The organism is Methylosinus sp. shoA (assembly GCF_059718125.1).
This window is the reverse complement of the sequence record NZ_AP046091.1, coordinates 4,038,990-4,065,104: the sequence shown is the minus strand read 5'-3', so window position 1 is coordinate 4,065,104 and position 26,115 is coordinate 4,038,990. Positions and strand designations below refer to the sequence as shown.

The 26,115-nt window shown below is 67.1% G+C and carries 24 protein-coding genes and 1 pseudogene; 11 read left to right on the top strand and 14 right to left on the bottom strand.

Annotated features, from left to right (window positions below; translation table 11 throughout):
* Positions 1–10 precede the first annotated feature (10 nt).
* Both AC6IW9_RS19000 and AC6IW9_RS18995 read left to right on the top strand, forming a co-directional pair.
* The gene (locus AC6IW9_RS19000; protein ID WP_497766149.1) at positions 11–1,837 is read left to right on the top strand and encodes a B12-binding domain-containing radical SAM protein; all 1,827 of its coding nucleotides are present in this window, start codon (positions 11–13) and stop codon (positions 1,835–1,837) included.
* A gap of 138 nt (positions 1,838–1,975) precedes the next feature.
* Positions 1,976–2,248 carry a hypothetical protein gene (locus AC6IW9_RS18995; protein ID WP_497766146.1) on the top strand — a complete coding sequence of 91 codons (273 nt, stop codon included), beginning with the start codon at positions 1,976–1,978 and terminating at the stop codon, positions 2,246–2,248.
* On the opposite strand, the gene AC6IW9_RS18990 is transcribed toward AC6IW9_RS18995, so the two are convergent.
* From AC6IW9_RS18990 to gltX, 4 genes are all read right to left on the bottom strand, one after another.
* Entirely contained in the window at positions 2,245–3,522 is a 1,278-nt protein-coding gene (locus AC6IW9_RS18990; RefSeq protein ID WP_497766143.1) for a PAN domain-containing protein, read from the bottom strand. The two genes, AC6IW9_RS18995 and AC6IW9_RS18990, sit on opposite strands and share 4 nt — an antisense overlap.
* 273 nt (positions 3,523–3,795) lie before the next feature.
* Complete coding sequence (locus tag AC6IW9_RS18985) at positions 3,796–4,446, bottom strand: hypothetical protein (RefSeq protein WP_497766140.1); 651 nt, start codon at positions 4,444–4,446, stop codon at positions 3,796–3,798.
* A gap of 82 nt (positions 4,447–4,528) precedes the next feature.
* Positions 4,529–5,815: a citrate synthase gene (locus tag AC6IW9_RS18980; protein WP_497766138.1), complete on the bottom strand. Its 1,287-nt coding sequence runs from the start codon at positions 5,813–5,815 to the stop codon at positions 4,529–4,531.
* Positions 5,816–6,136: 321 nt separating this feature from the next.
* Positions 6,137–7,582: a glutamate--tRNA ligase gene (gene gltX / locus AC6IW9_RS18975; RefSeq protein WP_497766135.1), complete on the bottom strand. Its 1,446-nt coding sequence runs from the start codon at positions 7,580–7,582 to the stop codon at positions 6,137–6,139.
* Between the two features lie 331 nt (positions 7,583–7,913).
* Between gltX and AC6IW9_RS18970 the strand changes: the two genes are divergently transcribed.
* Entirely contained in the window at positions 7,914–9,152 is a 1,239-nt protein-coding gene (locus tag AC6IW9_RS18970; protein WP_497766132.1) for a TadE/TadG family type IV pilus assembly protein, read from the top strand.
* A 568-nt stretch (positions 9,153–9,720) separates the two neighbouring features.
* Here AC6IW9_RS18970 and AC6IW9_RS18965 read toward each other — a convergent pair.
* The 4 genes from AC6IW9_RS18965 to sseA form a co-directional block, all read right to left on the bottom strand.
* Positions 9,721–10,599: a hypothetical protein gene (locus tag AC6IW9_RS18965; RefSeq protein WP_497766130.1), complete on the bottom strand. Its 879-nt coding sequence runs from the start codon at positions 10,597–10,599 to the stop codon at positions 9,721–9,723.
* Positions 10,600–10,715: 116 nt separating this feature from the next.
* On the bottom strand, positions 10,716–12,125 hold the full coding sequence (glnA, locus tag AC6IW9_RS18960; protein WP_497766127.1) for a type I glutamate--ammonia ligase: 1,410 nt from the start codon (positions 12,123–12,125) through the stop codon (positions 10,716–10,718).
* A gap of 100 nt (positions 12,126–12,225) precedes the next feature.
* Complete coding sequence (locus AC6IW9_RS18955) at positions 12,226–12,564, bottom strand: P-II family nitrogen regulator (RefSeq protein WP_497766125.1); 339 nt, start codon at positions 12,562–12,564, stop codon at positions 12,226–12,228.
* A gap of 174 nt (positions 12,565–12,738) precedes the next feature.
* Positions 12,739–13,593 carry a 3-mercaptopyruvate sulfurtransferase gene (sseA, locus tag AC6IW9_RS18950; RefSeq protein ID WP_497766123.1) on the bottom strand — a complete coding sequence of 285 codons (855 nt, stop codon included), beginning with the start codon at positions 13,591–13,593 and terminating at the stop codon, positions 12,739–12,741.
* A gap of 128 nt (positions 13,594–13,721) precedes the next feature.
* Here sseA and AC6IW9_RS18945 point away from each other — a divergent pair, with 128 nt between their 5' ends.
* Together AC6IW9_RS18945 and AC6IW9_RS18940 are read left to right on the top strand one after the other, a co-directional pair.
* Positions 13,722–14,138, top strand: coding sequence for a hypothetical protein (locus tag AC6IW9_RS18945; protein WP_497766121.1), 417 nt, complete (start codon positions 13,722–13,724; stop codon positions 14,136–14,138).
* 89 nt (positions 14,139–14,227) lie between these two features.
* Positions 14,228–15,073 (top strand): DUF3108 domain-containing protein, encoded by an 846-nt coding sequence (locus AC6IW9_RS18940; RefSeq protein WP_497766119.1) that lies wholly within the window; start codon positions 14,228–14,230, stop codon positions 15,071–15,073.
* A gap of 70 nt (positions 15,074–15,143) precedes the next feature.
* On the opposite strand, the gene AC6IW9_RS18935 is transcribed toward AC6IW9_RS18940, so the two are convergent.
* Complete coding sequence (locus AC6IW9_RS18935; RefSeq protein ID WP_497766117.1) at positions 15,144–15,545, bottom strand: hypothetical protein; 402 nt, start codon at positions 15,543–15,545, stop codon at positions 15,144–15,146.
* 483 nt (positions 15,546–16,028) lie between these two features.
* On the opposite strand from AC6IW9_RS18935, the pseudogene AC6IW9_RS18930 reads away from it, so the two are divergent.
* From AC6IW9_RS18930 to AC6IW9_RS18920, 3 genes and pseudogenes are all read left to right on the top strand, one after another.
* Positions 16,029–18,644, top strand: a pseudogene (locus AC6IW9_RS18930) (cation-translocating P-type ATPase); the annotation flags it as partial.
* A complete protein-coding gene (locus AC6IW9_RS18925) occupies positions 18,618–19,538 on the top strand; it encodes an efflux RND transporter periplasmic adaptor subunit (RefSeq protein WP_497772562.1) in 921 nt (306 codons plus the stop codon). The pseudogene AC6IW9_RS18930 and the gene AC6IW9_RS18925, both read left to right, overlap by 27 nt.
* A gap of 97 nt (positions 19,539–19,635) precedes the next feature.
* Positions 19,636–21,252, top strand: coding sequence for a flavin monoamine oxidase family protein (locus AC6IW9_RS18920; protein ID WP_497766115.1), 1,617 nt, complete (start codon positions 19,636–19,638; stop codon positions 21,250–21,252).
* Here AC6IW9_RS18920 and AC6IW9_RS18915 read toward each other — a convergent pair.
* The gene (locus AC6IW9_RS18915) at positions 21,228–21,515 is read right to left on the bottom strand and encodes a hypothetical protein (protein WP_497766112.1); all 288 of its coding nucleotides are present in this window, start codon (positions 21,513–21,515) and stop codon (positions 21,228–21,230) included. The genes AC6IW9_RS18920 and AC6IW9_RS18915 overlap by 25 nt on opposite strands.
* Positions 21,516–21,797: 282 nt before the next feature.
* Between AC6IW9_RS18915 and AC6IW9_RS18910 the strand changes: the two genes are divergently transcribed.
* The 3 genes from AC6IW9_RS18910 to AC6IW9_RS18900 all read left to right on the top strand — a co-directional run bounded on the left by AC6IW9_RS18910 (position 21,798) and on the right by AC6IW9_RS18900 (position 23,381).
* Positions 21,798–22,178, top strand: a complete 381-nt coding sequence (locus AC6IW9_RS18910) for a PRC-barrel domain-containing protein (protein WP_497766110.1) — start codon at positions 21,798–21,800, stop codon at positions 22,176–22,178.
* 201 nt (positions 22,179–22,379) lie between these two features.
* Positions 22,380–22,754, top strand: coding sequence for a hypothetical protein (locus AC6IW9_RS18905; RefSeq protein ID WP_497766107.1), 375 nt, complete (start codon positions 22,380–22,382; stop codon positions 22,752–22,754).
* A gap of 15 nt (positions 22,755–22,769) precedes the next feature.
* Positions 22,770–23,381: a prepilin peptidase gene (locus tag AC6IW9_RS18900; protein WP_497772561.1), complete on the top strand. Its 612-nt coding sequence runs from the start codon at positions 22,770–22,772 to the stop codon at positions 23,379–23,381.
* A 26-nt stretch (positions 23,382–23,407) separates the two neighbouring features.
* Here AC6IW9_RS18900 and AC6IW9_RS18895 read toward each other — a convergent pair whose 3' ends face one another.
* From AC6IW9_RS18895 to AC6IW9_RS18880, 4 genes are read right to left on the bottom strand one after another with little or no spacing between them, the layout of a single operon-like run.
* Positions 23,408–24,013, bottom strand: a complete 606-nt coding sequence (locus tag AC6IW9_RS18895; RefSeq protein WP_497766104.1) for a PulJ/GspJ family protein — start codon at positions 24,011–24,013, stop codon at positions 23,408–23,410.
* Positions 24,014–24,026: 13 nt separating this feature from the next.
* The gene (locus AC6IW9_RS18890; RefSeq protein WP_497766102.1) at positions 24,027–24,452 is read right to left on the bottom strand and encodes a type IV pilus modification PilV family protein; all 426 of its coding nucleotides are present in this window, start codon (positions 24,450–24,452) and stop codon (positions 24,027–24,029) included.
* Positions 24,437–24,901: a GspH/FimT family pseudopilin gene (locus tag AC6IW9_RS18885; RefSeq protein WP_497766099.1), complete on the bottom strand. Its 465-nt coding sequence runs from the start codon at positions 24,899–24,901 to the stop codon at positions 24,437–24,439. The genes AC6IW9_RS18890 and AC6IW9_RS18885 overlap by 16 nt, the downstream gene beginning before the upstream one ends.
* Positions 24,898–26,115 (bottom strand): type II secretion system F family protein, encoded by a 1,218-nt coding sequence (locus AC6IW9_RS18880; protein ID WP_497766096.1) that lies wholly within the window; start codon positions 26,113–26,115, stop codon positions 24,898–24,900. The genes AC6IW9_RS18885 and AC6IW9_RS18880 overlap by 4 nt, the downstream gene beginning before the upstream one ends.

Here is a 26,115-nt window from a genome sequence, read left to right as displayed (position 1 = left end):
CGAGGGTCGGATGAGGGCGGCCGCGGTTCGTGATGCGTTGGAATTTTCTAGAGGTCTTTGCGGCGAGGCGAGCCCTCATCCGACCCGACTTCGTCGAGCCACCTTCTCTCACGAGTGGGAGAAGGGCGCGCTCTTTTCTGAAGTGATTGCGCAGCTCTATTTTCATAAACCGTTCGCATCCTTCGAGAAGCGCGCCGGTCCGCTGCTTCCCGGCTTTCCCGCCTTGCCCGGGCTCGAAAAAAATGCCCTTAATCGACGATTGCCGAGCAGGGGGCCTGCTGAAATGTCTCTTTACATCGTCAATCCCGCAGCCGATTTCCCGACCTATTTCGGCGCAGAGATCCTCGCCGCTTCCGGCCGGCGTCCCGGCGTGATGATGGCCGATCTGTCGTCGACGACGGTCGCCGCGCTCGCCCCGGCCGATCTCGAGATCGAGATTTGCGACGAAGGCGTCGCGCCCGTGAATCTCGACCATCCCGCCGAATGGATCGCCATCACCGGCAAGGTGAGCCAGCGCCGCCGTATGATCGCGCTCGCCGACGAGTTCCGTCGCCGCGGCAAGAAGGTCATCATCGGCGGGCCCTATGCGAGCCTCAGCCCCGACCATCTGCGCGCCCATTGCGACGTGCTCGTCTGCGGCGAGGCGGAGGAGATCGCCGAGGAGATTTTCGCCGATCTGCGCTCCGGCCGCTCGCGCGACGCCTATTTCGGCGAGAAGCCCTCGCTGGACAAGAGCCCGCTGCCGCGCTGGGAGCTCTATCCGACGCGGCGCGCCATGCTCGGCGCCGTGCAGACTTCGCGTGGCTGTCCGTTCGAATGCGAGTTCTGCGACGTCATCCAATATCTCGGCCGCAAGCAGCGTCACAAGCCGATCGCCAAGGTGATCGCCGAGCTCGACAATCTGTGGAATCACGGCTTTCGCGCGACTTTCCTCGCCGACGACAATTTCACCGCCTATCGCTCCCATTGCAAGGAGCTGCTGGAGGCGATGGCGCATTGGCGGAAGAACGGCCATCCGATGGACTTCGTCACGCAGATCTCGATCGACGCGACGCGCGACGGGGAGCTGATGGACATGCTGGCCGAGGCCGGCGTGCATCAGGTGTTCGTCGGCATCGAGACGCCGAATATCGAGAGCCTGCGAGAGACCGGCAAGAGGCAGAATCTGAAGATCGACATCGCCGGCGAGGTGCAGAAGCTGATCGACCGCCGCATATCGGTGATGGGCGGCATGATCGTCGGCTTCGATCACGACGGGCCGAGCGTGTTCTCACAGCAATATGAGTTCGCCATGTCGACGGCGATCCCGATCTTCAGCCTCGGCGCGCTGATGGCTTCCGAGGCGACTCCGCTGTTCGACCGCATCACCCGCGAGGGCCGCCTGCTGCAGGGCACGGTGGAGACGCAGGCGGTGCCCTGGGGCTCCAACATTCGTCCCGTAACCATGAGCATGGAGGAGCTGAACGCGGGCCTGCACAATCTGTGCAACGCGCTCTATTCGCCGGCCGCCTTCGGCGATCGCGTGCTGTGCTTCATCGACGGCTTCGGCCGTGCGCGCGCGCCGATCGACGCGAAGATTCCCGACGCCTCCTCGTTCCGCGAGATCGAGCAGGAGGCGATGCAGATCGCCGCCGACGTGCGCAAGCTCGGCGACAAGGAAGGCCGCATGTGGAACAAGGTGTGGGGCGCGGCTCTGCGCAAGCCCGAGACGGTGACGATCGTCGCGCGCATCATGTTCCAATATGCGCAGGCGCGGCACATGTTCGACAAGGGCAATTACTGGGAGCCCCAGCTCGCCTTCGCCCCGCCGCGCCCGGAGGCGCATGCGGCGGCGTGACGGACGCTGGCCACGATCCCGATCTTCGGTCCGGCCGCCGCGCGCCGAATCTTGCATGCGGGACGCGGACGGGGCGAACGGCCCGCGCAGCTCCGGACGAGCGCGGCGGCCGGCCGCGGTCGAAGAGAGGAGAACATCGTGGCGGAGGAGCGGTCATTCACGCGCGAGCGTCCGAAGACGGTGGGCGAGCTCATCGAAGCGCTGCAGAAATTTCCGGCCTCCGCGCGGGTGATGGTTCCGGGGGCCGAGGACAGTCTCCATGATTGCGGCGCGCCGATGATGGCGCTCGTCATGCTCAACCGCTATCCCGACGACAAGCCGCAGCTCGGCCCGCACAAGGATGCGAGCGACATGAATGTCGACAAGGCCGTCGGCGTGGTCCTCCTCGCCGAGGCGAACCGGGAGATCTAATCCTGCCGCTTGCCGCCGCTGTCGGCGAGCGAATTGGCAAAATATTCCCCCGTCGTCGAGAACAAATGGCAGAGGCCGTCGGCAAGGCGGAAGGTGAAGGCGACGCAGACGCCGTCGTCCCGGCAGAGCGCCTCGCAAGCCGCGGGTCCCTCGCTCGATTCCGACCGATAGCCCTCGCCCGGAAAGGCCTTGGATGGATAGCGCTCCATGGCGACGGGGCCGGCGGGCGGAGGCGGAATGGCGACGTCCTCGCGCAGCCCGCTCGTCGCGCGCGGGTTCAGCCGGAACCCCGCGACGGCGGATTTCAGGCGGCAGGCCTTGTTCCATTTGTCGAAGACATAGGCGCGGCAGTCCGGGCGGCCGCGGCAGGCGGAGAGGCAGGAGGGCAAGTCCAGATTGCGCAGGACGGCGATCTGCGTCCCGGCGATGTCGAGATTGTCGAAGCCCTGGCGGAAGGCCGCAATCTGCGGCGCGAGGGCTTCGGGCCGCCGCGGCGCGGGCGGCTCGGCGGCGGGGAGGGACGACGCTTCGACCGGCTCCGGCGCCGTGGCGATCTTCGGCGTGATCTCTTGCAGCCGGGCGCGGGCCGCCGGCGGATCGGCGGCGATCACGCGAGCGAGGGTCCCCTCCTTGTCGGCGGCGAGCAGGGCGGTCAGCGTCTCCGCGCCCGCCCGACGCGCGGCGATCTCGGCGAGCGCATGACGCGCCTTCGCTTCGACATTCGCGCGCCATTGCGCGAGCGGCGGCGCCGAGGCCGTCGCCCCGGCGAGCGCGCCGAGGGCCGCCAGGGCGACGGCGGCGACCATTGCACGCAGCCCGCGCCGAGGCGCAGGCGCGTCGGACGCCGCCTGCGCCTCGGCGTCACACAAGCGGCGCTCCAGCGTGTCGGCGCGCGCCGTTTCGGCTTCGAGCCGCTCGCGCAGCGCCGCGGCCTCCCGCTCGGCGGCGCGGCGTTTCGCCCGCTCGGCGGAAGTGTCGGGCGATCGCGGCGCGCCGCGCTCGAGCCAGATTTCGAACAGCGTGGAAAGACTCGGTTTGGGCGAGGCGTCGCCGCGCCGTTCACGCTCGAGCCAAGCGTCGAAATCCTGGGCGAATGCTGCGAGCGCATTCTCGATCTTGGCCTGCTCTCCCGCGACGCGCTGCTCGAGATGGCGGCGTGCGTCGCGCAGCAGAGCGGCGCATTCCTCGCGATATTGCGTCTCGAGCTCGCTCCAGGGGCGCGCGTTCGCCGCTTCCTGCATCGGCCGCCGCGCCGATCCGTTCACAGCAACCATCGTCTCTCCCTCGGGCCGACGCCCCGGCTCGTCGCGGGGAACCGGCCTTGGCCTGCCTCGTGTGCTCGTGGCCGGGAATCGCGCGCGATCTCGGCGGGGAAAAGGACACATGAGCGCAATCTGAACGGCGGCGCCGGGCGGGCCGCATGGAAATCGCAGTCGGAAAATGGGCGAACGAATCGGACGAACGCGCGCATGTTGCCGCAGAACGCGCGCGTTTTCGAGAGCGCGCGAGCAACAGTCGTGGCATCCAGCGTGCCAGGCGCGGCCCACTCAATCGCGCAGCGCCGCGCGGCCGGCGCGGACCGCCTCGACGAGACGGAGCGCGACATTGGGTCCTTCGAGCCGGCCGCCGCGGTCGGCCAGTTCCGCGATCGCCATGGGCGTCAGAATTTCGTGATAGGACTCGATGCGCCGCAGTCTGTCGCGCATCGCGGCCTCGACGAAGCCGAGCGCATAGGCGCGCGCCGGCAGCGCGCCCTCGACCATCGTCGCGTGATCGTCGGTGACGAGATGGCTCGCCTGCAGCGAGCCGCCGATCTCGACACGTCCGCCGCCGCGGCTGTTGAACACGGGGCCGCGCACGCGCACGTCGCCGAGCACGACGACGTCGGCGCCGCCCAGCGTGATCGTTCTCGCCTCGAGATCGCCGCGCGCCAGGATGAAGGCGGCGGCGCCGTCGAAGGAATTGTCCTCGAGATTGCCGTCGATCGTCAGATCGCCGTCGACGACCAGGCCGGCGGTCTTGTCGCGCCACATCCATTCATGGAGCTCGAGACGGCCCTCATGACGGAGGTCGCCCGGACAATAGGCGATGCGGAAGGAGGACAAGTCGATCGAGCCGAGGCCGATCCATCTGTCGAATCGCAGTTGGTCCCGCGCCTCGTCGAAGCCGATGAGCTCGCAATTCTCGGCCGTGTCCATGTCCGTCTCCCCGCTGCGTCGCAGGCAGTCTCGCCCGCGACGGAAGGGAGCGCTGTGCGCCGGCGCACAGACAGATGGAAGCTCAGCGTTTGGTCATGGGCAGATAGTCGCGCTGCGTCTGGCCGGTGTAGAGCTGGCGCGGGCGGCCGATCTTGGAGCCCGGATCCTCGATCATCTCCTTCCACTGCGCGATCCAGCCGACCGTGCGCGCCACGGCGAACAGCACGGTGAACATGGTCGTCGGCAGGCCCATCGCCTTCAGCGTGATGCCGGAATAGAAGTCGATGTTGGGATAGAGCTTCTTCTCGATGAAATAGTCGTCGTGCAGCGCGATGCGCTCGAGCTCGACGGCGACGTCGAGCAGAGCGTCCTTCACGCCGAGCTCGGCCAGCACCTCGCGCGTCGTCCGCTGCATGATCTTCGCGCGCGGGTCGTAGTTCTTATAGACGCGATGGCCGAAGCCCATCAGGCGGAACGGATCGTTCTTGTCCTTGGCCTTGGCGATATAGATCGGAATGCGGTCCGGCGTGCCGATCTCGCCGAGCATCTTCAGCACCGCCTCATTGGCGCCGCCATGCGCCGGCCCCCACAGCGAGGCTATGCCGGCGGCGACGCAGGCGAAGGGATTGGCGCCCGAGGAGCCGGCGAGCCGCACGGTCGAGGTCGACGCGTTCTGCTCGTGATCGGCGTGCAGGATGAAGAAGCGGTCGAGCGCCCGCGACATCACCGGATTAACCTTATATTCCTCGCACGGCACGGCGAAGCACATGCGCAGGAAGTTCGAAGTATAGTCGAGATCGTTCTTCGGATAGACGAAAGGCTGGCCGATCGAATACTTATAGGCTATCGCCGCGAGCGTCGGCAGCTTGGCGATCATGCGCGTCGAGGCGACCATGCGCTCGACCGGGTCGGCGATATTGGTCGAGTCGTGATAGAAGGCCGAGAGCGCGCCGACCGAGGCCACCATCACCGCCATCGGATGCGCGTCGCGGCGGAAGCCCTGGAAGAAGCGCGCCATCTGCTCGTGCACCATGGTGTGGCGCGTGATGCGATAGTCGAAATCCGCCTTCTGCGTCGCGGTCGGCAGCTCGCCGTAGAGCAGCAGATAGCATGTTTCGAGGAAGTCGCCGTGCTCGGCGAGCTGGTCGATCGGATAGCCGCGATAGAGCAGGATTCCGGCGTCGCCGTCGATATAGGTGATCTTGGACTCGCAGCTCGCCGTGGAGGTGAAGCCCGGATCATAGGTGAACATTCCGGTTTCGCCGTAGAGCTTGCGAATGTCCGCGACAGCGGGCCCGATCGTTCCCTCGATGATCGGCAGGGTCACGGTTTTGTCGCCGGCATGAAAGGAAGCGTCTTTGGTCGTCATGGCCCCACCACCTTGGTTTCGCGCGCCGCTCTAGTCGAGCTCACGATCTGTGATTGCAGCATATTCTGCGCCAGACGAAGCCGAGGCCGCGACCGGGCGCCGGTCTCGTGGACGGGGCTCGATCGCGCATGGAGCGGAAGCGCAGGGCGGCCGACCTCGGCGAGCAAGCGTTGAATTGCCGTCGACTCAGTCACTTGGGCAGCGCGCCCGGGGCCGGTTCGGCGTCTCGTCCAGACGGCTCGGGCGCGCGGGGGGTGCGGCGCTTGCGCCGCAACCTCATGGTTGTGCATTGCACAAACTATAGCATTCCCCGCTCATCCTTCAAGCGACATGCGCATTCGGCGACTGCGGATGCGCTTGATCGGCGAGGCGCGCGAGGCTCTCGTCGCGGCCGAGGATCGCCAGCACGTCGAAAATGCCCGGCGACGTGGTGCGGCCGGTGAGCGCGGCGCGCAGCGGCTGCGCCAGATCGCCGAGCTTGACCCCCTGCGCCGCCGCCGTCTCGCGCACCACGGCCTCGGTCGTCGCCGCGCTCCACTCCTCGAGCGCGGCGAGCCGCGGCGTCAGCGCCGCGAGCCCCTCGCGCGCCTTTTGCGAGAGCAGCGCCGCCGCCTTGGCGTCGAGCGGCAGCGGACGCTCGGCGAACAGGAAGCTCGCGCCTTCGAGAAGCTCCTCGAGCGTCTTGGCGCGCGCCTTCAATCCCGACATGGCCGCGGCGAGCTGAGCCTTGCGCGTCTCGTCGAGCTTTGCCGCGATCGCCTTTCCGCCCTCCAGATAGGGGAGGGAGGAAAGCAGCGTCTCCAATAGTTCCGAATCATCCGTGTCGCGAAGATAATGCCCGTTCATGTTCTCGAGCTTGACGAAATCGAAGCGCGCGGGCGAGCGATGAATGCTCTCGAGATCGAATGCCTCGATCATCTCTCGTGTCGAGAAGAACTCGCGGTCGCCCTGGCTCCAGCCGAGGCGCAGCAGATAATTGCGCAGCGCCGCGGGCAGATAGCCCATCGCGCGATAGGCGTCGACGCCGAGCGCGCCATGGCGCTTCGACAGCTTGGCGCCGTCGGGCCCGTGGATCAGCGGAATATGGGCGAGCGCCGGCGCCGTCCATCCGAGCGCGTCATAGATGTGCTTCTGCCGCGCGGCGTTGGTGAGATGATCGTCGCCGCGGATGATCTGCGTAACGCCCATGTCGTGATCGTCCACGACGACGGCGAGCATATAGGTCGGCGCGCCGTCCGAACGCAGCAGCACGAAATCGTCGATGTCCTTGTTGGGGAAGACGACGCGGCCCTGCACCGCATCCTCGATGACGGTCTCGCCCTCCTGCGGGGTCTTCAGCCTGATCACCGGCGCGACGCCCGGCGGCGCCTCGTCCGGCGAGCGGTCGCGCCAGCGTCCGTCATAGCGGGGCGGGCGTCCCTCGCGACGCGCGGCCTCGCGCATTTCCTCGAGCTCCTGCGCGCTGGCGTAGCAGCGATAGGCTTTGCCCGCGGCGAGCAGCTCTTCGGCGATATCGCGATGGCGCGGGGCTCGGGAAAATTGATAAGTGACGTCGCCGTCCCAATCGAGCCCGAGCCAGCGCATTCCGTCGAGAATGGCGTCGATGGCCGCCTGGGTGGATCGTTCGCGATCCGTGTCCTCGATGCGCAGCAGGAATCGCCCGCCATGGCGCTTGGCGTAGAGCCAGTTGAACAGAGCGGTGCGCGCCCCGCCGATATGTAGGAAGCCGGTGGGCGAGGGGGCGAAGCGCGTGACGACTTGGGGCATGAGCGCGGTCGGGTCCGAAGCATCCGAGAGGACGCCCGTCTAGCACGGTGTAGGGCGTAGGGGAACTGCGGGGGAGGGGAGGTCGCCGAGAGCGCTGCGCCGGTAGAGAACGGGGTCGGATGAGGGAAAGGCCCGCTCTGGACGAGAAAGTCCTGGAGCCATAGCGCCTCATCCGGCCGCTCTGCGGTCGCCCTCTCGATCTCCGCTCGAGAATCTGCGCGAAAATATGTGATGATAATCGTGACCGAGAGGATTCCTTAACGCGAGGCCTGTCAGAGTGAGCCCGACAAAGGGAGGCGACGAGCGTCGAGGAGGCCGCGTGCGAGTAGCGATGTCAGCTTTGTCGGCCGTCGACGTCTTTTTCGCGCGCGTCGCGAAGGCTCGGGCCGGCAATGTGTCGATCATCTTCGGTCTGGCCTTTCTTCCACTCGTGCTGTCGGTCGGCGCCGCGGTCGATTATTCGCGCGCGGTCTCGGCGAAGACGCGTCTGCAGCAGGCGACCGACATTGCGGCGCTGGCGATCTCGCGGCGGACGGATCTGACGCAGGCGGGCCGCCAGGAGCTGGCCAGGGATCTGATCCTGTCCAATCTCGGAACATTGGCGTCCCGCATCAATCTGGTGGTTTCCGAGACCGAGCCGTCCGCGAACTCCTATCGGGTCTCGGCCTCGGCGTCCGTGCTCACGGCTTTCATGAAGCTCGCGAGTGTGACGTCGGTCCCGATCCGAGCGCAGGCGACCGCCGTCAACGGCGCATCGACGAGCACGACGAGCGTCTGCCTGCTCGCGATGAGCAAGACCGCGAGCCCCGGCCTCCTCGCCAACTCCAATGTCCGGATCAATGCGACGAGCTGCGAGATCGATGTGGCGTCGAGTTCCGGCAATCCGGCGGCGACCTTCAACAGCGGCAATACGTTCAACGTCGCCAAGCTGTGCGTGGCCGGGACGCAGATATTGAACAACAATGGTTCGATGCCGGTGCTGAAGACCGGCTGCACGGTCGCCCCCGATCCTTTCGCCGGGAAGCTGCCGGCCGTGACCGTCGGCGCCTGCACGGTGAGCAATCAGAACTACAGCGGCAATGTCACTCTTTCGCCCGGCGTCTATTGCGGCAATTTCAATTTCAACGGCACGGGCAAGGTGACCTTTCTGCCGGGGCTCTACGTCATCAAGGGCGCCGGCTGGAACATGAATTCCGGCTGGACGATGAACGGCGCCGGCGTGACCTTCTATTTCGCCGACACGTCTTATATTCAGATCAACAGCGGCGTCGTCGCCAATCTGACCGCTCCGACGAGCGGAACCTATGCGAACATTCTGATGTACGAGCCGACGGGCCTTTCGACCTCGTCCTTCACGATCAACGGCCAAGCCGGCCACAGCTTTCAGGGGCTGATCTATCTTCCGAGCCGCAACATCACCTTCAACAGCATGTCCAACGTCACATCCGAAGCCCTGACCATCGTCGTCAACACCGTGATCCTGAACACGCTCGACTGGAATCTGAAGAGCTCCGCATTGGTCATTCCGACGACCGGCGCGCAGCCGGGGCCGTCGCGGCTGCTCGATTGAGCGCTTCGTCCCGGGCGAACAGACAGACGAAAAAAGGGCTAGGTCTCCCGTGACGGAGACCGGGCCCTCTGTCCGTCGTCAGTAGGAGTAATACATGTCGTATCCCGCAAAATCGAAATAGTATATATAAAAACAAATAGTTAGTTATGCCTATTTTTTGCTCACCCACCAGTAGACCCACCAGCATGCCACCCCTGGGCGTGGGTTTGTGTTTTTGTTCTGTCCGCGCCAACCTACAGGCTAAAGTCGATTATAGTTGTAGCTGGACGCCAGTGGATGCGCCCTCTCCCCTACCCCAGGGGTAGGGACGGCCTTGGGTCCCTCCGTTAACGTTACTGGATGTTTTCTGAGGAAAATCAACGGCGTTGGAGTCAACAGAGGTTGACTCTGCCCCCGACCTGTGCTCGCGCCTTGCTACCCGAGCCGATCCATCACTCGCTTGACTTGGACCGCCTGCCATTCCGTCCCGCCCTTCGCGGTCGGGATTCCCTTCTCTGTCAGGGCCTTGGCGATGGCGGCGAGCGACGTGACGCCAGCGGAGCGGAGATCGGCGAGGATCGGGGCGAGGTCACTGGCGCGCTGTGCGGACTTGGCCTTGCGAACCTCCAAAGACTTGTCCTTGGCGTCGACAGGCGGCTGAGCGTTGGCGCGGAAGCCGTCCTTGAAGGTGTGGCGGGTGCTTGAGTCCTCCCTCGGCGAGATTGTCGCGGAACTCTCGGACGTGCGCCTTGGTGATCTTGGCGAGTTGTAGCCGGCCGTGGAGCGCTTCGAACGATCGGACAGGGACAACATACTGATTTGTGTTCGTCGGCTTCCTGGCCTTCTCCCATGCGCTGAGAAGCGAGCCGAGGGTCGCGGTGTCGGGTGAAAGCGGGCGATCGGCGAGCTTGGTCGCGAGGCGGGACGTAGGGCGCAGCTTCGTGACCAGCTCGGCACCCTGGTTAACTTCGTCTCGTAGGCTCTCGGCCTCGGCCTTTAAGGCTTTGATCTTGGCGCGGGACTCGGCGGGGGAGGGGAAGGCGACGCGGGTCGAGTTCAGAAGGTCGCGGGCGACAACTGAGAACGGATCAGAGCCCCTGACAGGACCGTCCAGCTCGGCGATTGAGGGGATATAGGCGGCGTCTCTCTCGGCCTTCTCTGCGGCCTCTAGGTGGGCGTCCACCTGATCGACGAAGGCGCTCTCTCCGCCGGTTTCTTCAATCTTCGCCGCTTCCTCGGGAGTCAGCTTGCCCTTGGCGCGGATGGCGCGGATCAGCTCGTTATAGCGATGCGTATGGCGGGCCGCTTCGATCGCTGCCTCGCGTAGGACTGCCGATCCGAGCGAGTGACACCAGCGTGTGACTCCGTTGACGAACGGGCGGATGTCCGGCGGCACGTCGCGACGGTATTGCCAATTTGCCGAATGATCGAATTTGACGACGTAGGAGGGCGGCTTCATGCCGCCCATGCTAACGCCGATCCTGGGGGTCGAAAAGGGCCTCCACCCACCAGTAGACCCACCAGCGAGCCCACCAGGAAGGTCCTGATTTCCTTTAACTTAAAGGAAATCAGGACCCCTAGATTTTAGTAACTATAATACATGTCGTATTCGACCGGATGGGGCGTCATCTCGAAGCGATAGACGTCCTGATACTTGAGGTCGATGTAGGAGGCGATGAAGTCCTCGTTGAAGACGCCGCCGACCGTCAGGAATGCGTGGTCGGCCTTCAAGCTGTCGAGCGCCTCGCGCAGCGAGCCGCAGACCGTCGGGATCGCCTTCAGCTCCTCCGGCGGCAGATCGTAGAGATCCTTGTCCGCAGGCGCGCCCGGATCGATCTTGTTGGCGATGCCGTCGAGGCCCGCCAGAAGCATGGCCGAGAAGGCGAGATAGGGGTTCGCCGTCGGATCGGGGAAGCGGACCTCGACGCGCTTCGCCTTCGGGCTGGTCGCGAAGGGGATGCGGCAGGAGGCCGAGCGGTTGCGCGACGAATAGGCGAGCAGCACCGGCGCCTCGAAGCCCGGGACCAGGCGCTTATAGGAGTTCGTCGACGGATTGGTGAAGGCGTTGAGCGCCTTGGCGTGCTTGATGATGCCGCCGATATACCACAGACACTCCTGGCTGAGGCCGGCGTATTTGTCGCCGGCGAAGACCGGCTTGCCTTCCTTCCAGATCGATTGGTGGACGTGCATGCCCGAGCCATTGTCGCCATAGACCGGCTTCGGCATGAAGGTCGCCGTCTTGCCGTAGGAATGCGCGACCTGATGGATCGCATATTTGTAGATCTGCAGATGGTCGGCGACTTCGACCAGCGTCGCGAACTTCAGGCCGAGCTCGTGCTGGGCGGACGCGACTTCGTGATGATGCTTCTCGACCTTCACGCCCATGGACGCCATGGCCGCGAGCATCTCGCCGCGCATGTCCTGGGCGGAGTCGATCGGCGGAACCGGGAAATAGCCGCCCTTGGTGCGCACGCGATGGCCGAGGTTGCCGCCCTCATAGGCTGTGTCGGAGTTCGACGGCAGCTCGGTCGAATCGACGGTGAAGCCGGTGTTGTAGGGATCGGCGGAGAAGCGCACGTCGTCGAAGACGAAGAATTCGGCTTCCGGACCGAAGAAGGAGGTGTCACCGACGCCGGTCGACTGCAGATAGGCCTGGGCCTTCTTGGCGATGCCGCGCGGATCGCGGTTGTAGGGCTGGCCGGTGGTCGGCTCGACGATGTCGCAGACGATCGACAGGGTGGAGGCGGCGAAGAACGGATCGGTCGCGACCGTGGAGAGGTCCGGCAGCAGCGTCATGTCGGACTCGTTGATCGCCTTCCAGCCGGCGATGGAGGAGCCGTCGAACATGATGCCTTCGTTCAGCGCGTCCTCGTCGACGATCGACACGTCGAAGGTGACGTGCTGCCACTTGCCGCGCGGATCCGTAAAGCGGAAATCCACATATTTCACGTCATTGTCGGCGATCTGCTTGAGAACGTCCTTGGCCGTCGTCATGTCGTGGAGCCTTTGGTTCGTTGTGGAGCGACCGGAGTGCGATGCGCGGGCGAAAGATGAAGCCGCGGGGCGCGTCGAGTTTAGCGAAATCGGCGCCGGCTCAGATCGCGTCCGCGCCGGTCTCGCCGGTGCGGATGCGGATCGCGCCTTCGACATTCGAGACGAAGATCTTTCCGTCGCCGATGCGGCCCGTCTGCGCGGCCTTGCGGATGGCTTCGATCGCGCGGTCCACGGCGTCGTCCGCGAGCACGATCTCGATTTTCACCTTGGGAAGGAAATCGACCACATATTCCGCGCCGCGATAGAGCTCGGTGTGCCCTTTCTGGCGACCGAAACCCTTCGCCTCGGTGACAGTAATGCCTTGCAGGCCGGCGACTTGCAGCGCCTCTTTTACTTCATCGAGCTTGAAGGGTTTGATGATCGCCTCGATTTTCTTCATTCACCTTTCCCCGCATCCCGACCCGTGGTTTCCCGCCTCGCCCGAGCGTTGCGAGGAGGCGAGGAACCGCCGCGCTCATAGCATTTGTCACAATCTCACGCCATGTCGAAAAATGCGCAAAGTCGAAAATGCGCAAAGCTGCCCATTAGACGGGCGGCGGCGCCTAGTAATCAATCAAACCTCGAAGGCGACGGGCAGATCGGCGCGCGCGCCCCATTCCGACCACGATCCGTCATAGACGGTCGCCGGCCGGCGACCCGCGGCGGCGAGCGCGAGGCTCAAAATCGAGGCGGTGAGCCCCGATCCGCAGCTCGCGATGATCGGGCGGTCCGGATCGACGCCCGCCTCGGCGAAGGCGCTCTCGAGCCCGGCCCTGTCCTTCAGCCGGCCTTCCGCGACGAGCGCGCCGAAGGGCAGGTTGAGGGCGCCCGGCATGTGGCCCGAGCGCAGGCCCGGACGCGGCTCCGCGACGAGGCCGCGGAAGCGCTCGGCGGAGCGCACGTCGACGACCTGCGCCGAGCCGTCGGCGAGCGCCTTTTTCACATCCTCGGCGTCGGCGACGAGACCGTGGTCGACGCGGGCCGTGAAATGACGCGGCCGGCGGGTCGGCGGCCCTTGCTCGAGCGGACGTCCCTCGGCGATCCAGGCGGGGAGGCCGCCGTCGAGGATCGACACTTCGCTCGCGCCGAATACTTGCAGCGTCCACCACAGGCGGGGCGCCGAGAACAGGCCGAGGCTGTCGTAGACGACCGCGCGCATGCCGTCGCCGAAGCCGAGCTTGCGCACCGCAGAGGAGAAGGCGACCGCGTCCGGCAGCATATGCGGCAGCGAGGTCGACCGATCGGCGATCGCGTCGATGTCGAAGAAGACGGCGCCGGGAATATGGCCCTCGAGATATTCGGCGTGGGCGTCGCGGCCCGCGGCCGGCATGTGCCAAGAGGCGTCGAAGACGAGAAGGTCGGGCGCGTGGAGATGATCGGCGAGCCATTGCGTGGAGACGAACAGATTCTGCGGATCGGGTCTCGTCATGCTCGTGCTCCTTGCCCGTTCGTTCATCTCGGCTCGGCGGCGAAGGCGATGGCGCGGGCGGCGCGATCGTTGTAACCAGTGTAGCAGAACGATTCGCTCCTCCCAATCGGCGCCGACGCGAAACCCTCATGCTCGACATTCCCGGCAAGGACTGCGGCCCCTGCGCCTTCTGCTGCAAGGTTCTCGAGATCGACGAATTCGACAAGAGGGCCGGCGTCTGGTGCGGGCACTGCACGCGCACGAGCGGCTGCGGCGTCTATGCGACGCGCCCTCGAGTGTGCCGGGACTATCACTGCCGCTGGAAGGAGGAGCGCGACCTCGGGCCGCAACTGAGGCCGGACAGGGTGGGGACACTGCTGATGGACGATCCCGACAGCGACGAATATCATGCGGTCTGCGACCCGGAAAAGCCGTTTTCCTGGCGCAATCAGCTCGTATTCAAGCACCTCGTGAGCGAGGCGAAAGCCGGCCGCATCGTGGTCGCCAAAGCGGGATTGCGCGCCTGGCGCGTCTTCGCCGATGGAAGCTGGCGCGAATGGGTCTGAGCGGCCCGTCCGCCGGACGAGCGAAGCGCCGGGGCGACGTGTCGCGGCGCTGTTTGTGGCGGATGATTGGATCGATCGCGGACCCCGGCATGACGCAAGTGTCATTCGTTCTCGCAAGAACCGGCGGCGTCGCCGCGTCGCTTCTCGCAATGGCCGCGGCGGAGCCGGCGGCGGGCGGCGAGACCTCGGCCGAGACCTTGAAGGCGCAATATTCGCTGAGCCTCATCGGCTTCTCCATCGGCCATGCGTCGGCGCAGGGCGTGTTCGACGGGCGGACGTATCGCATCGACATTGCGATGCACACATCGGGGCTCGCCTCCCTCGTCAACGACACGCGCGGCGCAGCCACCGCCGCCGGCGCCCTGTCGCGCGGCGGGCCGCAGCCGTCGCGCTACGCCAACACGACTTCCAATTCTTATGAGACGCGCACCGTGAGAATGGCGCTCGCCGGCAATGCGGTGCGCGCCGTGCAGGTGGAGCCGGTCCCCTGGGACCTGCCGGTCCGCATTCCGGTGACCGACAGCAACAAGACCCATATCACCGATCCGGTGAGCGCTCTGCTGATGAGCGTGCCGGAGAACGAGCCGCTCACCGGCCCCTCGGCCTGTAACCGCACCATTCCGGTGTTCGACGGCGTGACGCGCTTCGACGTGACGCTCCAATATGTCGAGACCCGCATGGTGCAGACGCGCGGCTATGAGGGCCCGGTGTCGGTGTGCATGGCGCGCTATACGCCGATCTCCGGACATCGGCCGGACAGCGTCTCGACCCGCTTCATGGCGGAGAACAACGATATTACGGTGTGGCTCGCGCCGCTGCCCAACGCCCATATGGTCGTGCCCTATCGGCTCGCGCTGCGCACATCCGCAGGAATGCTGGTCGTCGCGCCGGCCGAATTCCGGCTCGGCGGCAGGCGGCAGGCCTCGGATCAATGAGGCGGAGCCGTCGTGCGCTCCCTTCTTCCACATTTGTGGGAGAAGGGAGCGCAGGTTTCCGCGGGCGGCCTCAGTCGAGCCGCACTTCCTGCAGCTTCTTGCGTTTCATCCGGTCCGAGCCGTATTCGAGATAGCGGATTTCCGTCGGCGCGGTCGCGCCCGGCGCGAGGCAGAAGGACGGCGAAGGCGTGAAGCGGCCGTCCGGTCCCGCGAAACATTCCGAATAGAGCACCTCGCAAGCGAAGGACGTGTCCTGTTTCGGCGCGGCGCGCAACGCGAGGGCGCGCGACGTCTCGACCGCGGAGGCGCAGACGGCGGCGTCGAAGCCCAGGCTGCGGCATTGCTGGGCGGTCGCCATCAGCGTTCCGCCGGAGACGCAGGCCGGCGTGCGTCGAAGGACGAAATACCATGTCGCGCCGCCGACGACGACGAGCGTCGCGGCGGCGACGAACAGGAAAGAGGGGCGGGCCATTGCTTCGGGCTCCTGGCGAGACGGGTTTGCCGCGAGCCCTCTCTATCCGGCGGGAGCAGGGCGCGGCAAGAGCGCCGCCGCTTCGCTGTCGCGCCCCCGTCACAGGCCGAGGTCGAGGAAGCGGTCGATGTAGCCGGAGTTCGCGCTCGGCGGTCGGGAAAGCGCCTCGATTGCTCGTAGGGACCGGCCGCGACGACGGTCCCGCTCGCCGAGGCGATCGGCGGCGTCGTACGGGACAGGGGGACGAGAAATCTGATATTCGTTTTTTTCCGAATCTCTCTGTCGACGAGCGGCGCCCAGGGTCGCTCGAAGCGACGTAAAGTAAACAGCGGTATATGCTACAGTTTCTTCCGCCGGCCCGGCGAGGCGAAGGCGGAGGGTCGCGGATCGCGTCGCCCGAGCCGGGCGCGCGCTATCTGATATCTCGTTCGATGCGGCGCGGGGAGCTTTCGCTCGCCGCCGGGGCTTTCTAGAGGCGGTGAGATGCAGGGATTGACCAGCGCCGAAGCGCGCGCGCGTTTGCAGAGATTTGGCGCGAATACGCTTCCGGAGCCGCGGCCGCCGTCCTTCCTCGTCATCTTCCTGCGGCAGTTCCTGAGCCCGCTCATCTATATCCTCGTCGGGGCGGCGGTCGTCGCGCTGGTCATCGGCGACGCCAAGGACGCGCTGTTCATCGGCGTCGTGCTGCTGCTCAACGGCGTGATCGGCGCCGTCCAGGAATATTCGGCGGGCCAGGCGGCGGCGGCGCTGAAGGAGCAGGATCAGCCGCATGCGCTCGTCGTCCGCGACGACGTCCGGATGGAGATCGACGCCCGCGATCTCGTTCCCGGCGACTGCGTGCTGCTCGAGGCCGGCCGGCGCGCGCCGGCCGACATAAAGCTTTTCGAAGCCGATGATCTGCGCTGCGACGAGTCGTTGCTGACCGGCGAATCCCTGCCCGTGCGCAAGGCGCCGCAGACGGGGCACGCCGGCCGCGAGGCGGAGCGCGCGGGCATGGCCTTCGCCGGCTCCATGGTGACGCGCGGGCGCGGGGCGGGCATCGTGGAGGCGACGGGGCTCGCGACGGAGGTCGGCCGCATCGCCGAAGCGCTGGTCCAGCCCTCGATCGCCCAGCCGCCGCTGATGATCCGCATGGAGCGCTTCTCGCGCATGATCGCCGCGCTCATAGGCGTCGCCATCGCGGTCCTGGCCGTCATCGGCTTCGCGCGGCAGATGCCGCTCGTCCAGATTTTCATGATGGCGGTCGGGCTCGCCGTCGCGGCCATTCCCGAAGGACTGCCTGTCGCCATTTCGGTCGCCCTCGCGATCGGCATGCGCCGGATGGCCAACGCCAATGTCGTCGTGCGGCGAATGCCGGCGGTCGAAGCGCTCGGCTCCTGCACGATGATCGCCTCGGACAAGACCGGCACGCTCACGCTCAACCAGCTGACGGTCACCACCATCGCTCTGCCCGACGGCACGGTTCTGACCTGTGAGCCGGACGGAGAAACCCTGTCGCGCGAATCTCCTACAGGCGACGATGCGGGCGAGCGGGCCGATCTGCTCGTCGCGGCCCTGCTGCGCGCCGCGGCCCTGCCAAACGAGGCCGAGATCTGGAAAGAGCGGGAAGGGATGCGGACCGTCGGCGACACGGTCGACGTCGCGCTGCTCGTCGCCGCGCATCGGGGCGGCGTTCCGCAGGACGAGCTGCGCGAGCGCTATCCGCTCATCAAGCGCATTCCCTATGAGCCGGACCTGCGCTATGCGGCCTCCTTCCATCGGCACGAGAAGGGCGCGACGGTCCGCGTCTTCGCCAAGGGCGCGCCCGAGGTTCTGATCGCCATGGCGAGCCGGATGGACGTCGGCGGCGAGGCGGCGCCGATCGACCGCGACGCCCTGATCGCGCAGAAGGACGCGCTGTCGGCGCAAGGGCTGCGCGTGCTCGCTTTCGTCGAGGGCGAGATCGCGGCCGAGCCCGAAGGCGATTACGGCCCCGGCCATCTCGAGAATCTGGTCTTCCTCGGCCTCGCCGGCATGAAGGACCCGTTGCGTCCGGAGGCCGCGCGCGCCATTCGCGCCTGCTATCAGGCCGGCATAGAGGTCGCGATGGTGACGGGCGATTCGCCCGGCACGGCCGCCGCGATCGCGGCGCAGGCGGGCATGGCGTTCACGCCGGATCAGGTCGTGACGGGCGCCGAGGTGCGGCGCGCCGAAGAGCAGGGCGAGGCGACGCTCGACGAGCTCACGCGCCGCGCGCGCGTCTATGCGCGGGTCGAGCCGATCCAGAAGCTCGCGATCGTCCTGTCGCTCGCGCGCAACGGCCATTTCGTCGCGGTCACCGGCGACGGCGTCAATGACGCGCCGGCGCTCAAGCATGCGCATGTCGGCGTCGCCATGGGTAAATTCGGCACGGATGTCGCCAAGGAGAGCGCCGACATCATCGTCGCCGACGATAATTTCGCCTCGATCGTGCGCGGCGTGCGCGAGGGCCGCGTCGCCTACGCCAATATCCGCAAGGTGATCTTTCTGCTGGTGTCTACCGGCGCGGCGGAGCTCTTGCTCTTTCTGCTGGCGATACCGCTCGGCATGCCCATGCCTCTGCTGCCGGTGCAATTGCTCTGGCTCAACCTCGTCACCAATGGCGTGCAGCATGTGGCGCTCGCCGCCGAGAAGCCCGAGGGCGACGAGCTGACCTATCCGCCGCGCCGGCCCGAGGAGCCGGTCTTCGACCGCGTGATGATCGAGCGCAGCGTCTATTCGGCGATCGTCATGGCCTGCGTCGGCTTCGGCGTGTTCGACTGGCTGCTCGACCATGGCTATGACGAAGCCCATGCGCGCAATCTTCTGCTGCTGCTGTTCGTGATCTTCGAGAATTTCCAAGCGCTGAACGCGCGCTCCGAGCGTCATTCGATTTTTCATCGCAGCCTGTTCGCGAGCCCGTTCCTGCTCGCGAGCGTCGTCGGCGCGCAGCTCATCCATCTCGCGGCCATGCATTGGTCGCCGCTCGCGGAAATCTTGCGGATATCTCCGGTGACCTTCCGGGAATGGGGCTATCTCATGTTCGCCGGCGCGTCGCTTCTCGTCGTGATGGAGATCGACAAGCGGCTGGCGCGGCGCCGGCGCGCGCGCGTTGCGCCGGCGGCGGCGCGAGGTGCCCCGATACGCGCCGCCGCCGACTGGCGCCGGGCGACCATCGTCGGCAGCATCGCCATCGCCGCGATCGCAGGCTCGCTCTATCTCGCGACGCGGCGCGAGCCGATCGTCGGGCGGGAGGAGGCGCCCGAGGCGCCGGCCGCGCGCGCGGTCGAGGCGCGCGGCCCCGTCTCTCTCGCGCCTCCGCAGCCTGTCGCGGCGAAGATCGCCGGCGTTCTCGGCTCGGTCGAATGCGCTGTCGGCGAGACGGTCGCGGCCGGCCAGGTCTGCGCCCGCATCGAATCCTCCGCGGTCGCGCAGGCGAGAGCGGCGCTGGAGGCGGCGGCGCGGCGCGCGCAGAGCGGCAAGGCGGCGGTCGAGCAGGCGAAAGCCGAGCTGGCGCGCGTCGAGGCCCGTAAGAGGTCGAGCCGGGTCTTGGCGCGGGCGCGCGCCGCGCTGGCCGGCGCCGAGAAGCTGCTCGTTCGATACGAGGCGCAGGTCGAGCGTCGAAAGACGGAGCTCGCGAAGGCGCAGGCGGATCGCCCCGTCACGGAGATCGTCGCGCCCATCACGGGAGCCGTGGCCGAGCGCCATGCGGAGCCGAGCCGGGAGGTCGGCCCCTCGGACCCGAAGCCGCTGTTCCTCATCGAGCCGAAGCAGCCCCTGCGCGTCGCCCTGACGCTCGATGCGGGGAGCGCGCCGCGGGTGCGGGTGGGCGATCCGGCGTTCGTCTCGATCAGTGGACAGGAACTGGCCGGAACCGTGGTCGAGGCCGAGGCGCTCGCGGACGGGCGTCTGCGCATCGTCGTCGCGGCGGAAAAGCCCCACGCGGCTACGCCGCCGGGCGCCGAAGCCGCCGTGAGGTTTCCGATCGCTCCGTGAGAAAAGCGCAGGCCGCGGGGCGCAAAAGCGACAAAATGCGCGGCACGTCCTTTGCGTTCCTTTCCGCCCAATATTCTTTCGGCCGTGGAGCGGAACCATGCTGGATGTCGTGATTGTCGGATGCGGAGCGTGCGGCCTGGGGCTCGCGCGCGATCTGGCCGAGGCGGGCGTGAGCTTCGCGATTTATGAGGCCCGCTCGCGTCTCGGCGGCCGGGTGCTGTCGGCCGAGGATCGGAAGTCGGGACTGCGCGTCGATCTCGGCCCCACCTGGTTCTGGCCCGACACGCAGCCGACGATCACCGCGCTCGTCGCCGAGCTCGGGCTCGCCGACTTCCCGCAATATGATCCGGGCACGGCGCTGCTGCTCGCCGAGGGGGACAAGAAGCCCGAGACGCGCATGACGCCGAACCTCCACTCCGGCGCGCGCCGGATCGAGGGCGGCATGGCCTCGCTGATCGAGGCGCTGGCCGAGAACATCCCGGCCGAATCGATTCATCTGAACGCCGTGCTGCGCGACGCGGCCGAGCGCGGCGACCATGTCGAACTGCGCTTCGACATCGCCGGCGAGCCGGTCGTCGTCGAGGCGCGCCGCGCCGTGCTGGCGCTGCCGCCGCGGCTCGTCGAGGAGACAATAGCCTTCGATCCGCCGCTCGACGCGCTGACCCGCAACGCGATGCGCAACGCTCCGACCTGGATGGCCGCCCACGCCAAGGCCGTGGTCGGCTATGAGGGCAAGCCCGCGTGGCGCGCCGACGGCCATTCCGGCAACGCTTTCGTCACTCATGAGCAGGCCGTGCTCGGCGAGATCTTCGACGCCTGCGACGCCGCGGGCGAGCGCGCGGCGATCGGCGGCTTCTTCGCGCTCTCGATCGAATGGCGCGAAGCCTTCGCGGGCGGCATGCCGATGCTGCTCGACAGTCAGCTCGTCCAATTGTTCGGCAAGCCGCTCGAGGGCGCCGGCGAGCAGCATGTGCAGGACTGGGCGCGCGAGCCCTTCACCTGCGCGAGCCTCGACAAGACGCCGCCTTCCGAGCACCCCGAATATGGCGATCCGCTGCTGCGGCAGTCGTTCTGGGAGGGCAAGCTGTTCCTCGGCGGAACGGAGACGGCGCGCGACGGCGGCGGCTATGTGGAAGGCGCGCTCAATGCGGCGAAGCGCATCGCCTTGCGGATTCTCGACAAGAAGGAGGCGCCGATCATGAGTTCCGGAACGATCGAGGCGACGTCGCCGGAGGCGCTCAACGAGGCGAGCCTCGCACGCTTTCGCGAATGGGTCCAGTCGAAGCGCGGGCCGGTCTTCGCCAGCTATCGCCAGCGGCTGAATTTCGGCCTCTCCAACGGCCAGCGCGAGCAGGTCACGCAGCGCGCCATGCTCGGCGCGATGGAGGCGGTGTTGAAGGAGGCGCTCGCTGTGCTGGAGAGCCTTCCCTTCGATCATTCGGGCGTGGCCGTCGAGAAGGGCCGCTCCGATCTGACGCCGCTGGCGCAGGCCGCTTTCGACGGCTTCATCCACGAGCTGCTCGACGGCGTCATCGACTATAACCGCACGTCCTGCGCCCTCTCCAATTTCCCCGAGGAGCACAAGCCGTCCAAGGATTATCTCAGCGCGACGCTGCGCGACATCGCCGCCGCCTGGCGCGAGTTCTCGCTCGACGCCAATCAGATCTTGCTCGACAAGCGCGTCTCCGATCAGCAGGCGACGCGCAGCCTCTGATAGCCGCGGAAGATTCCCCAATCGTCGAACATCGCCGCATCCACCAGACATCCACGCGGGGCGTAGGCGTAAGGGTAGGGGTCCGGATAGCGGTAATAATAGGAGTAGGGCGCCGCCGTCGGAGCGCCGAGCAGGAGATGCGAGGTCCGCGTCTCCGCCCGCTTCGTCCAGTCCGGGACGAGAAAGCCGTCCCATTGCGCCGCGGCGGGCGTAGCGGCCGCTGCGACCGCCGCGGCGAGTCCGGCCGTGCGAAACGCTCTCATCGACGCGTCTCCCTGTCTCGCGAAAAATGATTTGGTTTCCAGAATCGAGGCGTCATATTGCCGGCGGCGGCGGAGCCTGTCGATCCGAGGCTTTCCTCATGCGCCGAAACGCCCGATCTGGAGGCCATCGCCGCCGTTTGCGCGGACGTGACCTGATGGTCGTCGCGGCCGGCGGCGGCCCGAGGGCGACGCTCGCCTCGCCGGAGCCGGCGGTCGCCCGCGGGAACCTTTCCCGGCGCGGGCGCGTTCCCGCGCCGTGAAGACCTGCGACAGGAGGGGGCCATGGCCTCTGCCGATTTCGGTTTCAATCTGATCTCCAGCGAGGAGCTGGAGGGCGTGACCGTCTTCGATCCGAAGGGCGACGAGATCGGCGAAATCGATCATCTGATGATCGATTGCGGCTCCGGCGGCGTGCGCTATGCGGTGATGGCCTTCGGCGGCTTTCTCGGCCTCGGCCACAGCCATTATCCGCTGCCGTGGAGCTCCCTGACCTACGATCGCGAACGGGGCGTCTTCATCGCCGACGTCACCGAGCAGCAGCTCCATGACGCGCCGGAATTTTCCGACGAAAGCTGGTCCGACCGGGAATGGGAGCGGCGCGTGCACGAGCATTATCACGCGCGGCCCTATTGGGACGAGCAGCAGGGCGGACGCGGGAGCTGATGGTCGCGACATCGCTCCGGACCGGCGACCTGGGCGTCGCAACGAGGCCGATCGGTTGAAGGTTTCCTCATGCCGAGGAGGCTTCCGAAGGAGCCGTCTCGAAGCACGCGGACCGTCGCCCGATCGCCGCAACGCATGAGCGTTGCTTGCAAATGCCGGGTCGGCTAAGTTGCCGCCGTCGTCGGGAGCGGAGTGGGTCGCATGCGCGTTGGGACGTTGTTCGGGCTCGGGCTGCTCGTCCTCGCATCGGGCCCCGGACGTCCGGCGCGAGCCGATGTGAGCATGGATCCGCATGCTCTCCAGCATTATTCCTACTGCGTCGGCGAAGCGAAGGACAATCATGCGGCCTTCAAGATGGACCGCTATGTCGTCTATCGCTGCCATGGCGACGTGGCCATTTCCTATTTCAACTATCTCGGCCGCCGCGGCGTCGCCGACCAGCGGGTCGAGGAATATAACGGCGTGTTCCTGTATCGGCGCATCGCCGGCGGAATCGGGCGCTGCTGGAACAGGATCGCCGACGAGGCCTTTCGTCCCGTCTCCGATTATGGATGCGATATTCACGAGGATCTCTAGGGCGCCGCCGTGGCGATGACGATGAGGGGGCGCTTCCGCCGCTGCGCGCGGCTCGGCGCGCCCGCGCGCTCGATTCTTCTCGCGCAAGGGGACGGGCGGCCGCTCGCCCATGTCGCCTGGATCGCCCTCGCCGGCGGGGCGCTGCTGCTCGCCGACGCCGGATCGCTCGGCTGGTGGGGTGTGCCGACGCTGGCGCTGTTCGCGTCTCTCCTGCTCGTCGCGCTGTTCGACGCGCGCTATCTGCTGATCCCCGACGGACCGCTGCTCGTTCTGCTGGTCTGCGGGGCCGTGCTGCTGGCCTTTCTCGAGGCGAGCGCCGTTCTCGACCGTCTCGCCGCCGCCGCCGCGGGCTATGCGGCGCTGCGCGGCGCCGATCTCGTCTATGCGCGGCTGCGCGGCGGAGCGGGGCTCGGCCCGGCCGACGCCAGGCTGTTCGCGCTCGCGGGACTATGGCTCGGACTCGCGGCGCTGCCGGGATGCCTCGTCGTCGCCTGCGCCTCGGCGCTGGTCTCCGCGCTGATCGAGGCGCGTGGGATCGAGAGCATGCGCCAGCCCATTCCCTTCGGGCCGCATCTCGCTCTGGGATTTTGGCTGTCGTGGTGCCTCGGATCGTTCGAGATCGGTTGAGGCGAGCCTCGAGGCCTCACGCCCCGTCAATCCGGCCGCTGGCGAAGCGCGACGGTGAAGGATGCGTCGATGCGCTTGCGGTTGCGCAGGGCGACGAGCTTCACGGCGACGAGCTGCGGCGCCATGTGCTGATCGATCCAGGAGTTCGTCCATCGCGGCGGCGCTTCGGGCGTGGGCGAGCCGAAATAGGAGAGCTCGAATTTCTCGACGTTCGTCAGGGCCTTCACCGGGCGTCCGCGCTCGGACCTCCGCCAGCCGTCGGCGCGGAACACATTGGTCCAGATCGAGAGATCGCCGCCGGAAAGGCCGATCTCGGTCAGCATCAGTCCCGCCCAGCTCGCGCCGCCGTCATAGGTCGTCACCAGACGCAGATCGTCGCCGCGTCCGCGGAATGCGACGGTCTGCTCCTCGCCCTGGGCGATGGCGGCCGGATAGGCGCGCGACAGCATCGAGGCGATGGCGCCCGCCGCCTCCTCGACCTCGCCGACGCTCTCATAATCGCGCCCGGTCTCCCAGGCGCGCTTGCCGAGATGCAGGCCGCCGAGGATCGCGGACGTGATCATCGCGAGCAGGGTAACCGCGAGCAGGACCTCGAGCAGGGAGAAGCCGGCCCGCCGGCGCGCGATCCTCATGGTGGGGCGCTCCTCACTGACGGGGCTTGGCGATTGCGACCTTGATCGTCGTCAAGGTCAGAGAGTCTTGTGCGGAAGGCCCGCCGCCCGGTCGCCGCACGGCGAGGCGCGCGAGAAAAGCGGTGGTTCGTCCGCTCCCGTCGGCGGCGACGACCGACCGATAGGGCGAGACGATCAGGCGCCAGACGAGCCCGTCGGCGTAGCGGCCCGATGATTCTCCGGCCGAAAGCGGCGTCGCGGCGCCGAGCGCCTCGAGCTGCGAGCGGCCCTGCCGCGCCGCGCGCAGCAGAAAATCCCCGCGCGCCTCGTTGCGCGCGCCGCCGCCGAGGCCCTGCATCAGCGCGCCGATGGCCAGGGTGAGGATCACGAAGGCGACGAGCGATTCGATCAGCGTGAAGCCGCCCCGCGCATGGCGCGCCCGCGCTAGTACACGGCGCATCGCGTCGCTCCGGTCAGCCAGTTCACCGCGATCTGCGCGCGCACGCCGGCGAGCGCGATCGACAATTCGCCGCCCGACGAGCCGCCGCTCGGATAGAAGGCGAAATCGGCCCTGTCTCGGCTGCGCCGCTCGACGGCGGAGACGGCGAGATCGATTTGCGCGTCATCGGGCAGCGGGGTCTCCGCCACGACCGGAGAGACGAAGGACTTGCGGCGCAAATCGATCGTCAGCGCCATGTCCTCATTGGCGGCGATCGCGCGCATGCGCGTCTGGCGCAGCGCGGCGCAGAGGGAGCGCGTCGCGCTCTCGACGCGCAGCCGCGGCGAGGGACGGCGGCCGAGCTGCGTCGCGAGGCCGGCGACGAGCGCGAGAATGGCGAGCGCGGCGAGCATCTCGATCAGCGAAAATCCTGCCCGCGCGTTCGCGCGCCTCGGCGTCCTGCTGCTCATTGGCCGGCGAGCTCGTTGATCCCCAGCACGGCGTCCATCACCGTCATCACGAGCCCGCCGACGACAGCGGCGATGAGGATGGTGAGTATCGGGGTGACGAGACCGACCGCGCGCTCGATGCCGCGCTGGGTTTGACGCTCGAACATTGTGGCGAGGCGCAGCAGCAGCTCGTCGAGCTTGGCCACCTCCTCGCCGATGCGCGTCATCTGCGCCGCCGCGACAGGAAACGCCTCGATGCGCTCGAGCGCGGCGCTGAGCGCGCCGCCGCCGCGCACCGATTCGATGGCGCCGGCGAGCTCGGAGCGAAAGTGAGCGTTGGAGACGACCGCGCGCGCGCTCTCGAGCCCCTGCAGCAGCGGCACGCCGGCGCGCGACATGGCGCCGAGCGTTCGCGCGAAGCGCGCCGCCTGGAATTTCGCGATGATGTCGCCGGCGTAGGGCAGATCGAGCAATGCGCGGTCGAGCTTGATCTGCAGCGGCGGATTGCCCGCGGCGTAGCGTTTGAGCCCATAGAGCCCGGCGCCGAGCGCGACGAAGCCCGTTGCGATCATCGGCCAGGCGCCCTCGAGATCGATGATGAATTGCAGGCCCTTGGGCATGGGCCGCCCATTGTCGGCGAAGATCGGCGCGATGCTCGGCACCAGAGTGCCGAGCACGACTCCGGTGGAGATGATGGCGAGCACGATCAGCAGCGCAGGATAGACGAGGCCGCTCTGAATCTTCGCGCGCATCTCGAGGCGGCGCTCCAGCATGTCGGCGATGTCGATGAGCGCCTGCGCGACATTGCCCATCGTCTCGCCGGCGCGAATGATGTTGATGTAATCGGCGCCGAACAATTCCGCGCGTGCGCTCAGCGCGTCCGAGAGAGAAGCGCCGTCGACGACGCGGCGCAGAATCTCTTCCGCCAGCGCGCGCACGGCAGGCGAGGCGCTCTGTTGCGCCAATATGCGCAGGCTGTTGTCGAGCGGCAGGTCGGCTTCTTCCAGCGTCGCGAATTCGCGCGTGAAAGAGGCGATCTCGGCCGCCGAAGGGCCGGATTTCGAGAAGAGGCCGGCGAGCGAGAAATTCGTCTCGGCGCGCTTCTCCTGCACGGCGAAGGGCGTGACGCCGCGGCCCCAGAGCTGCTCCTCGGCCTCCTCGCGGGAGCGCGCCTCGATTTCGCCTTCGACGAGATCGCCCTGCGCCGAATAGGCGCGATAGCGGAACATCGACAT

Bases quoted from the DNA above. Each gene is read 5' to 3' on its own strand.
- AC6IW9_RS19000 (WP_497766149.1), top strand. From the start codon at position 11: ATGAGGGCGGCCGCGGTTCGTGATGCGTTGGAATTTTCTAGAGGTCTT.
- AC6IW9_RS18990 (WP_497766143.1), bottom strand. From the start codon at position 3,522: ATGGTTGCTGTGAACGGATCGGCGCGGCGGCCGATGCAGGAAGCGGCG.
- AC6IW9_RS18985 (WP_497766140.1), bottom strand. From the start codon at position 4,446: ATGGACACGGCCGAGAATTGCGAGCTCATCGGCTTCGACGAGGCGCGG.
- AC6IW9_RS18980 (WP_497766138.1), bottom strand. From the start codon at position 5,815: ATGACGACCAAAGACGCTTCCTTTCATGCCGGCGACAAAACCGTGACC.
- gltX (WP_497766135.1), bottom strand. From the start codon at position 7,582: ATGCCCCAAGTCGTCACGCGCTTCGCCCCCTCGCCCACCGGCTTCCTA.
- AC6IW9_RS18970 (WP_497766132.1), top strand. From the start codon at position 7,914: ATGTCAGCTTTGTCGGCCGTCGACGTCTTTTTCGCGCGCGTCGCGAAG.
- AC6IW9_RS18965 (WP_497766130.1), bottom strand. From the start codon at position 10,599: ATGGGCGGCATGAAGCCGCCCTCCTACGTCGTCAAATTCGATCATTCG.
- glnA (WP_497766127.1), bottom strand. From the start codon at position 12,125: ATGACGACGGCCAAGGACGTTCTCAAGCAGATCGCCGACAATGACGTG.
- AC6IW9_RS18955 (WP_497766125.1), bottom strand. From the start codon at position 12,564: ATGAAGAAAATCGAGGCGATCATCAAACCCTTCAAGCTCGATGAAGTA.
- sseA (WP_497766123.1), bottom strand. From the start codon at position 13,593: ATGACGAGACCCGATCCGCAGAATCTGTTCGTCTCCACGCAATGGCTC.
- AC6IW9_RS18945 (WP_497766121.1), top strand. From the start codon at position 13,722: ATGCTCGACATTCCCGGCAAGGACTGCGGCCCCTGCGCCTTCTGCTGC.
- AC6IW9_RS18940 (WP_497766119.1), top strand. From the start codon at position 14,228: ATGACGCAAGTGTCATTCGTTCTCGCAAGAACCGGCGGCGTCGCCGCG.
- AC6IW9_RS18935 (WP_497766117.1), bottom strand. From the start codon at position 15,545: ATGGCCCGCCCCTCTTTCCTGTTCGTCGCCGCCGCGACGCTCGTCGTC.
- AC6IW9_RS18920 (WP_497766115.1), top strand. From the start codon at position 19,636: ATGCTGGATGTCGTGATTGTCGGATGCGGAGCGTGCGGCCTGGGGCTC.
- AC6IW9_RS18915 (WP_497766112.1), bottom strand. From the start codon at position 21,515: ATGAGAGCGTTTCGCACGGCCGGACTCGCCGCGGCGGTCGCAGCGGCC.
- AC6IW9_RS18910 (WP_497766110.1), top strand. From the start codon at position 21,798: ATGGCCTCTGCCGATTTCGGTTTCAATCTGATCTCCAGCGAGGAGCTG.
- AC6IW9_RS18905 (WP_497766107.1), top strand. From the start codon at position 22,380: ATGCGCGTTGGGACGTTGTTCGGGCTCGGGCTGCTCGTCCTCGCATCG.
- AC6IW9_RS18900 (WP_497772561.1), top strand. From the start codon at position 22,770: ATGACGATGAGGGGGCGCTTCCGCCGCTGCGCGCGGCTCGGCGCGCCC.
- AC6IW9_RS18895 (WP_497766104.1), bottom strand. From the start codon at position 24,013: ATGAGGATCGCGCGCCGGCGGGCCGGCTTCTCCCTGCTCGAGGTCCTG.
- AC6IW9_RS18890 (WP_497766102.1), bottom strand. From the start codon at position 24,452: ATGCGCCGTGTACTAGCGCGGGCGCGCCATGCGCGGGGCGGCTTCACG.
- AC6IW9_RS18885 (WP_497766099.1), bottom strand. From the start codon at position 24,901: ATGAGCAGCAGGACGCCGAGGCGCGCGAACGCGCGGGCAGGATTTTCG.
- AC6IW9_RS18880 (WP_497766096.1), bottom strand. From the start codon at position 26,115: ATGTCGATGTTCCGCTATCGCGCCTATTCGGCGCAGGGCGATCTCGTC.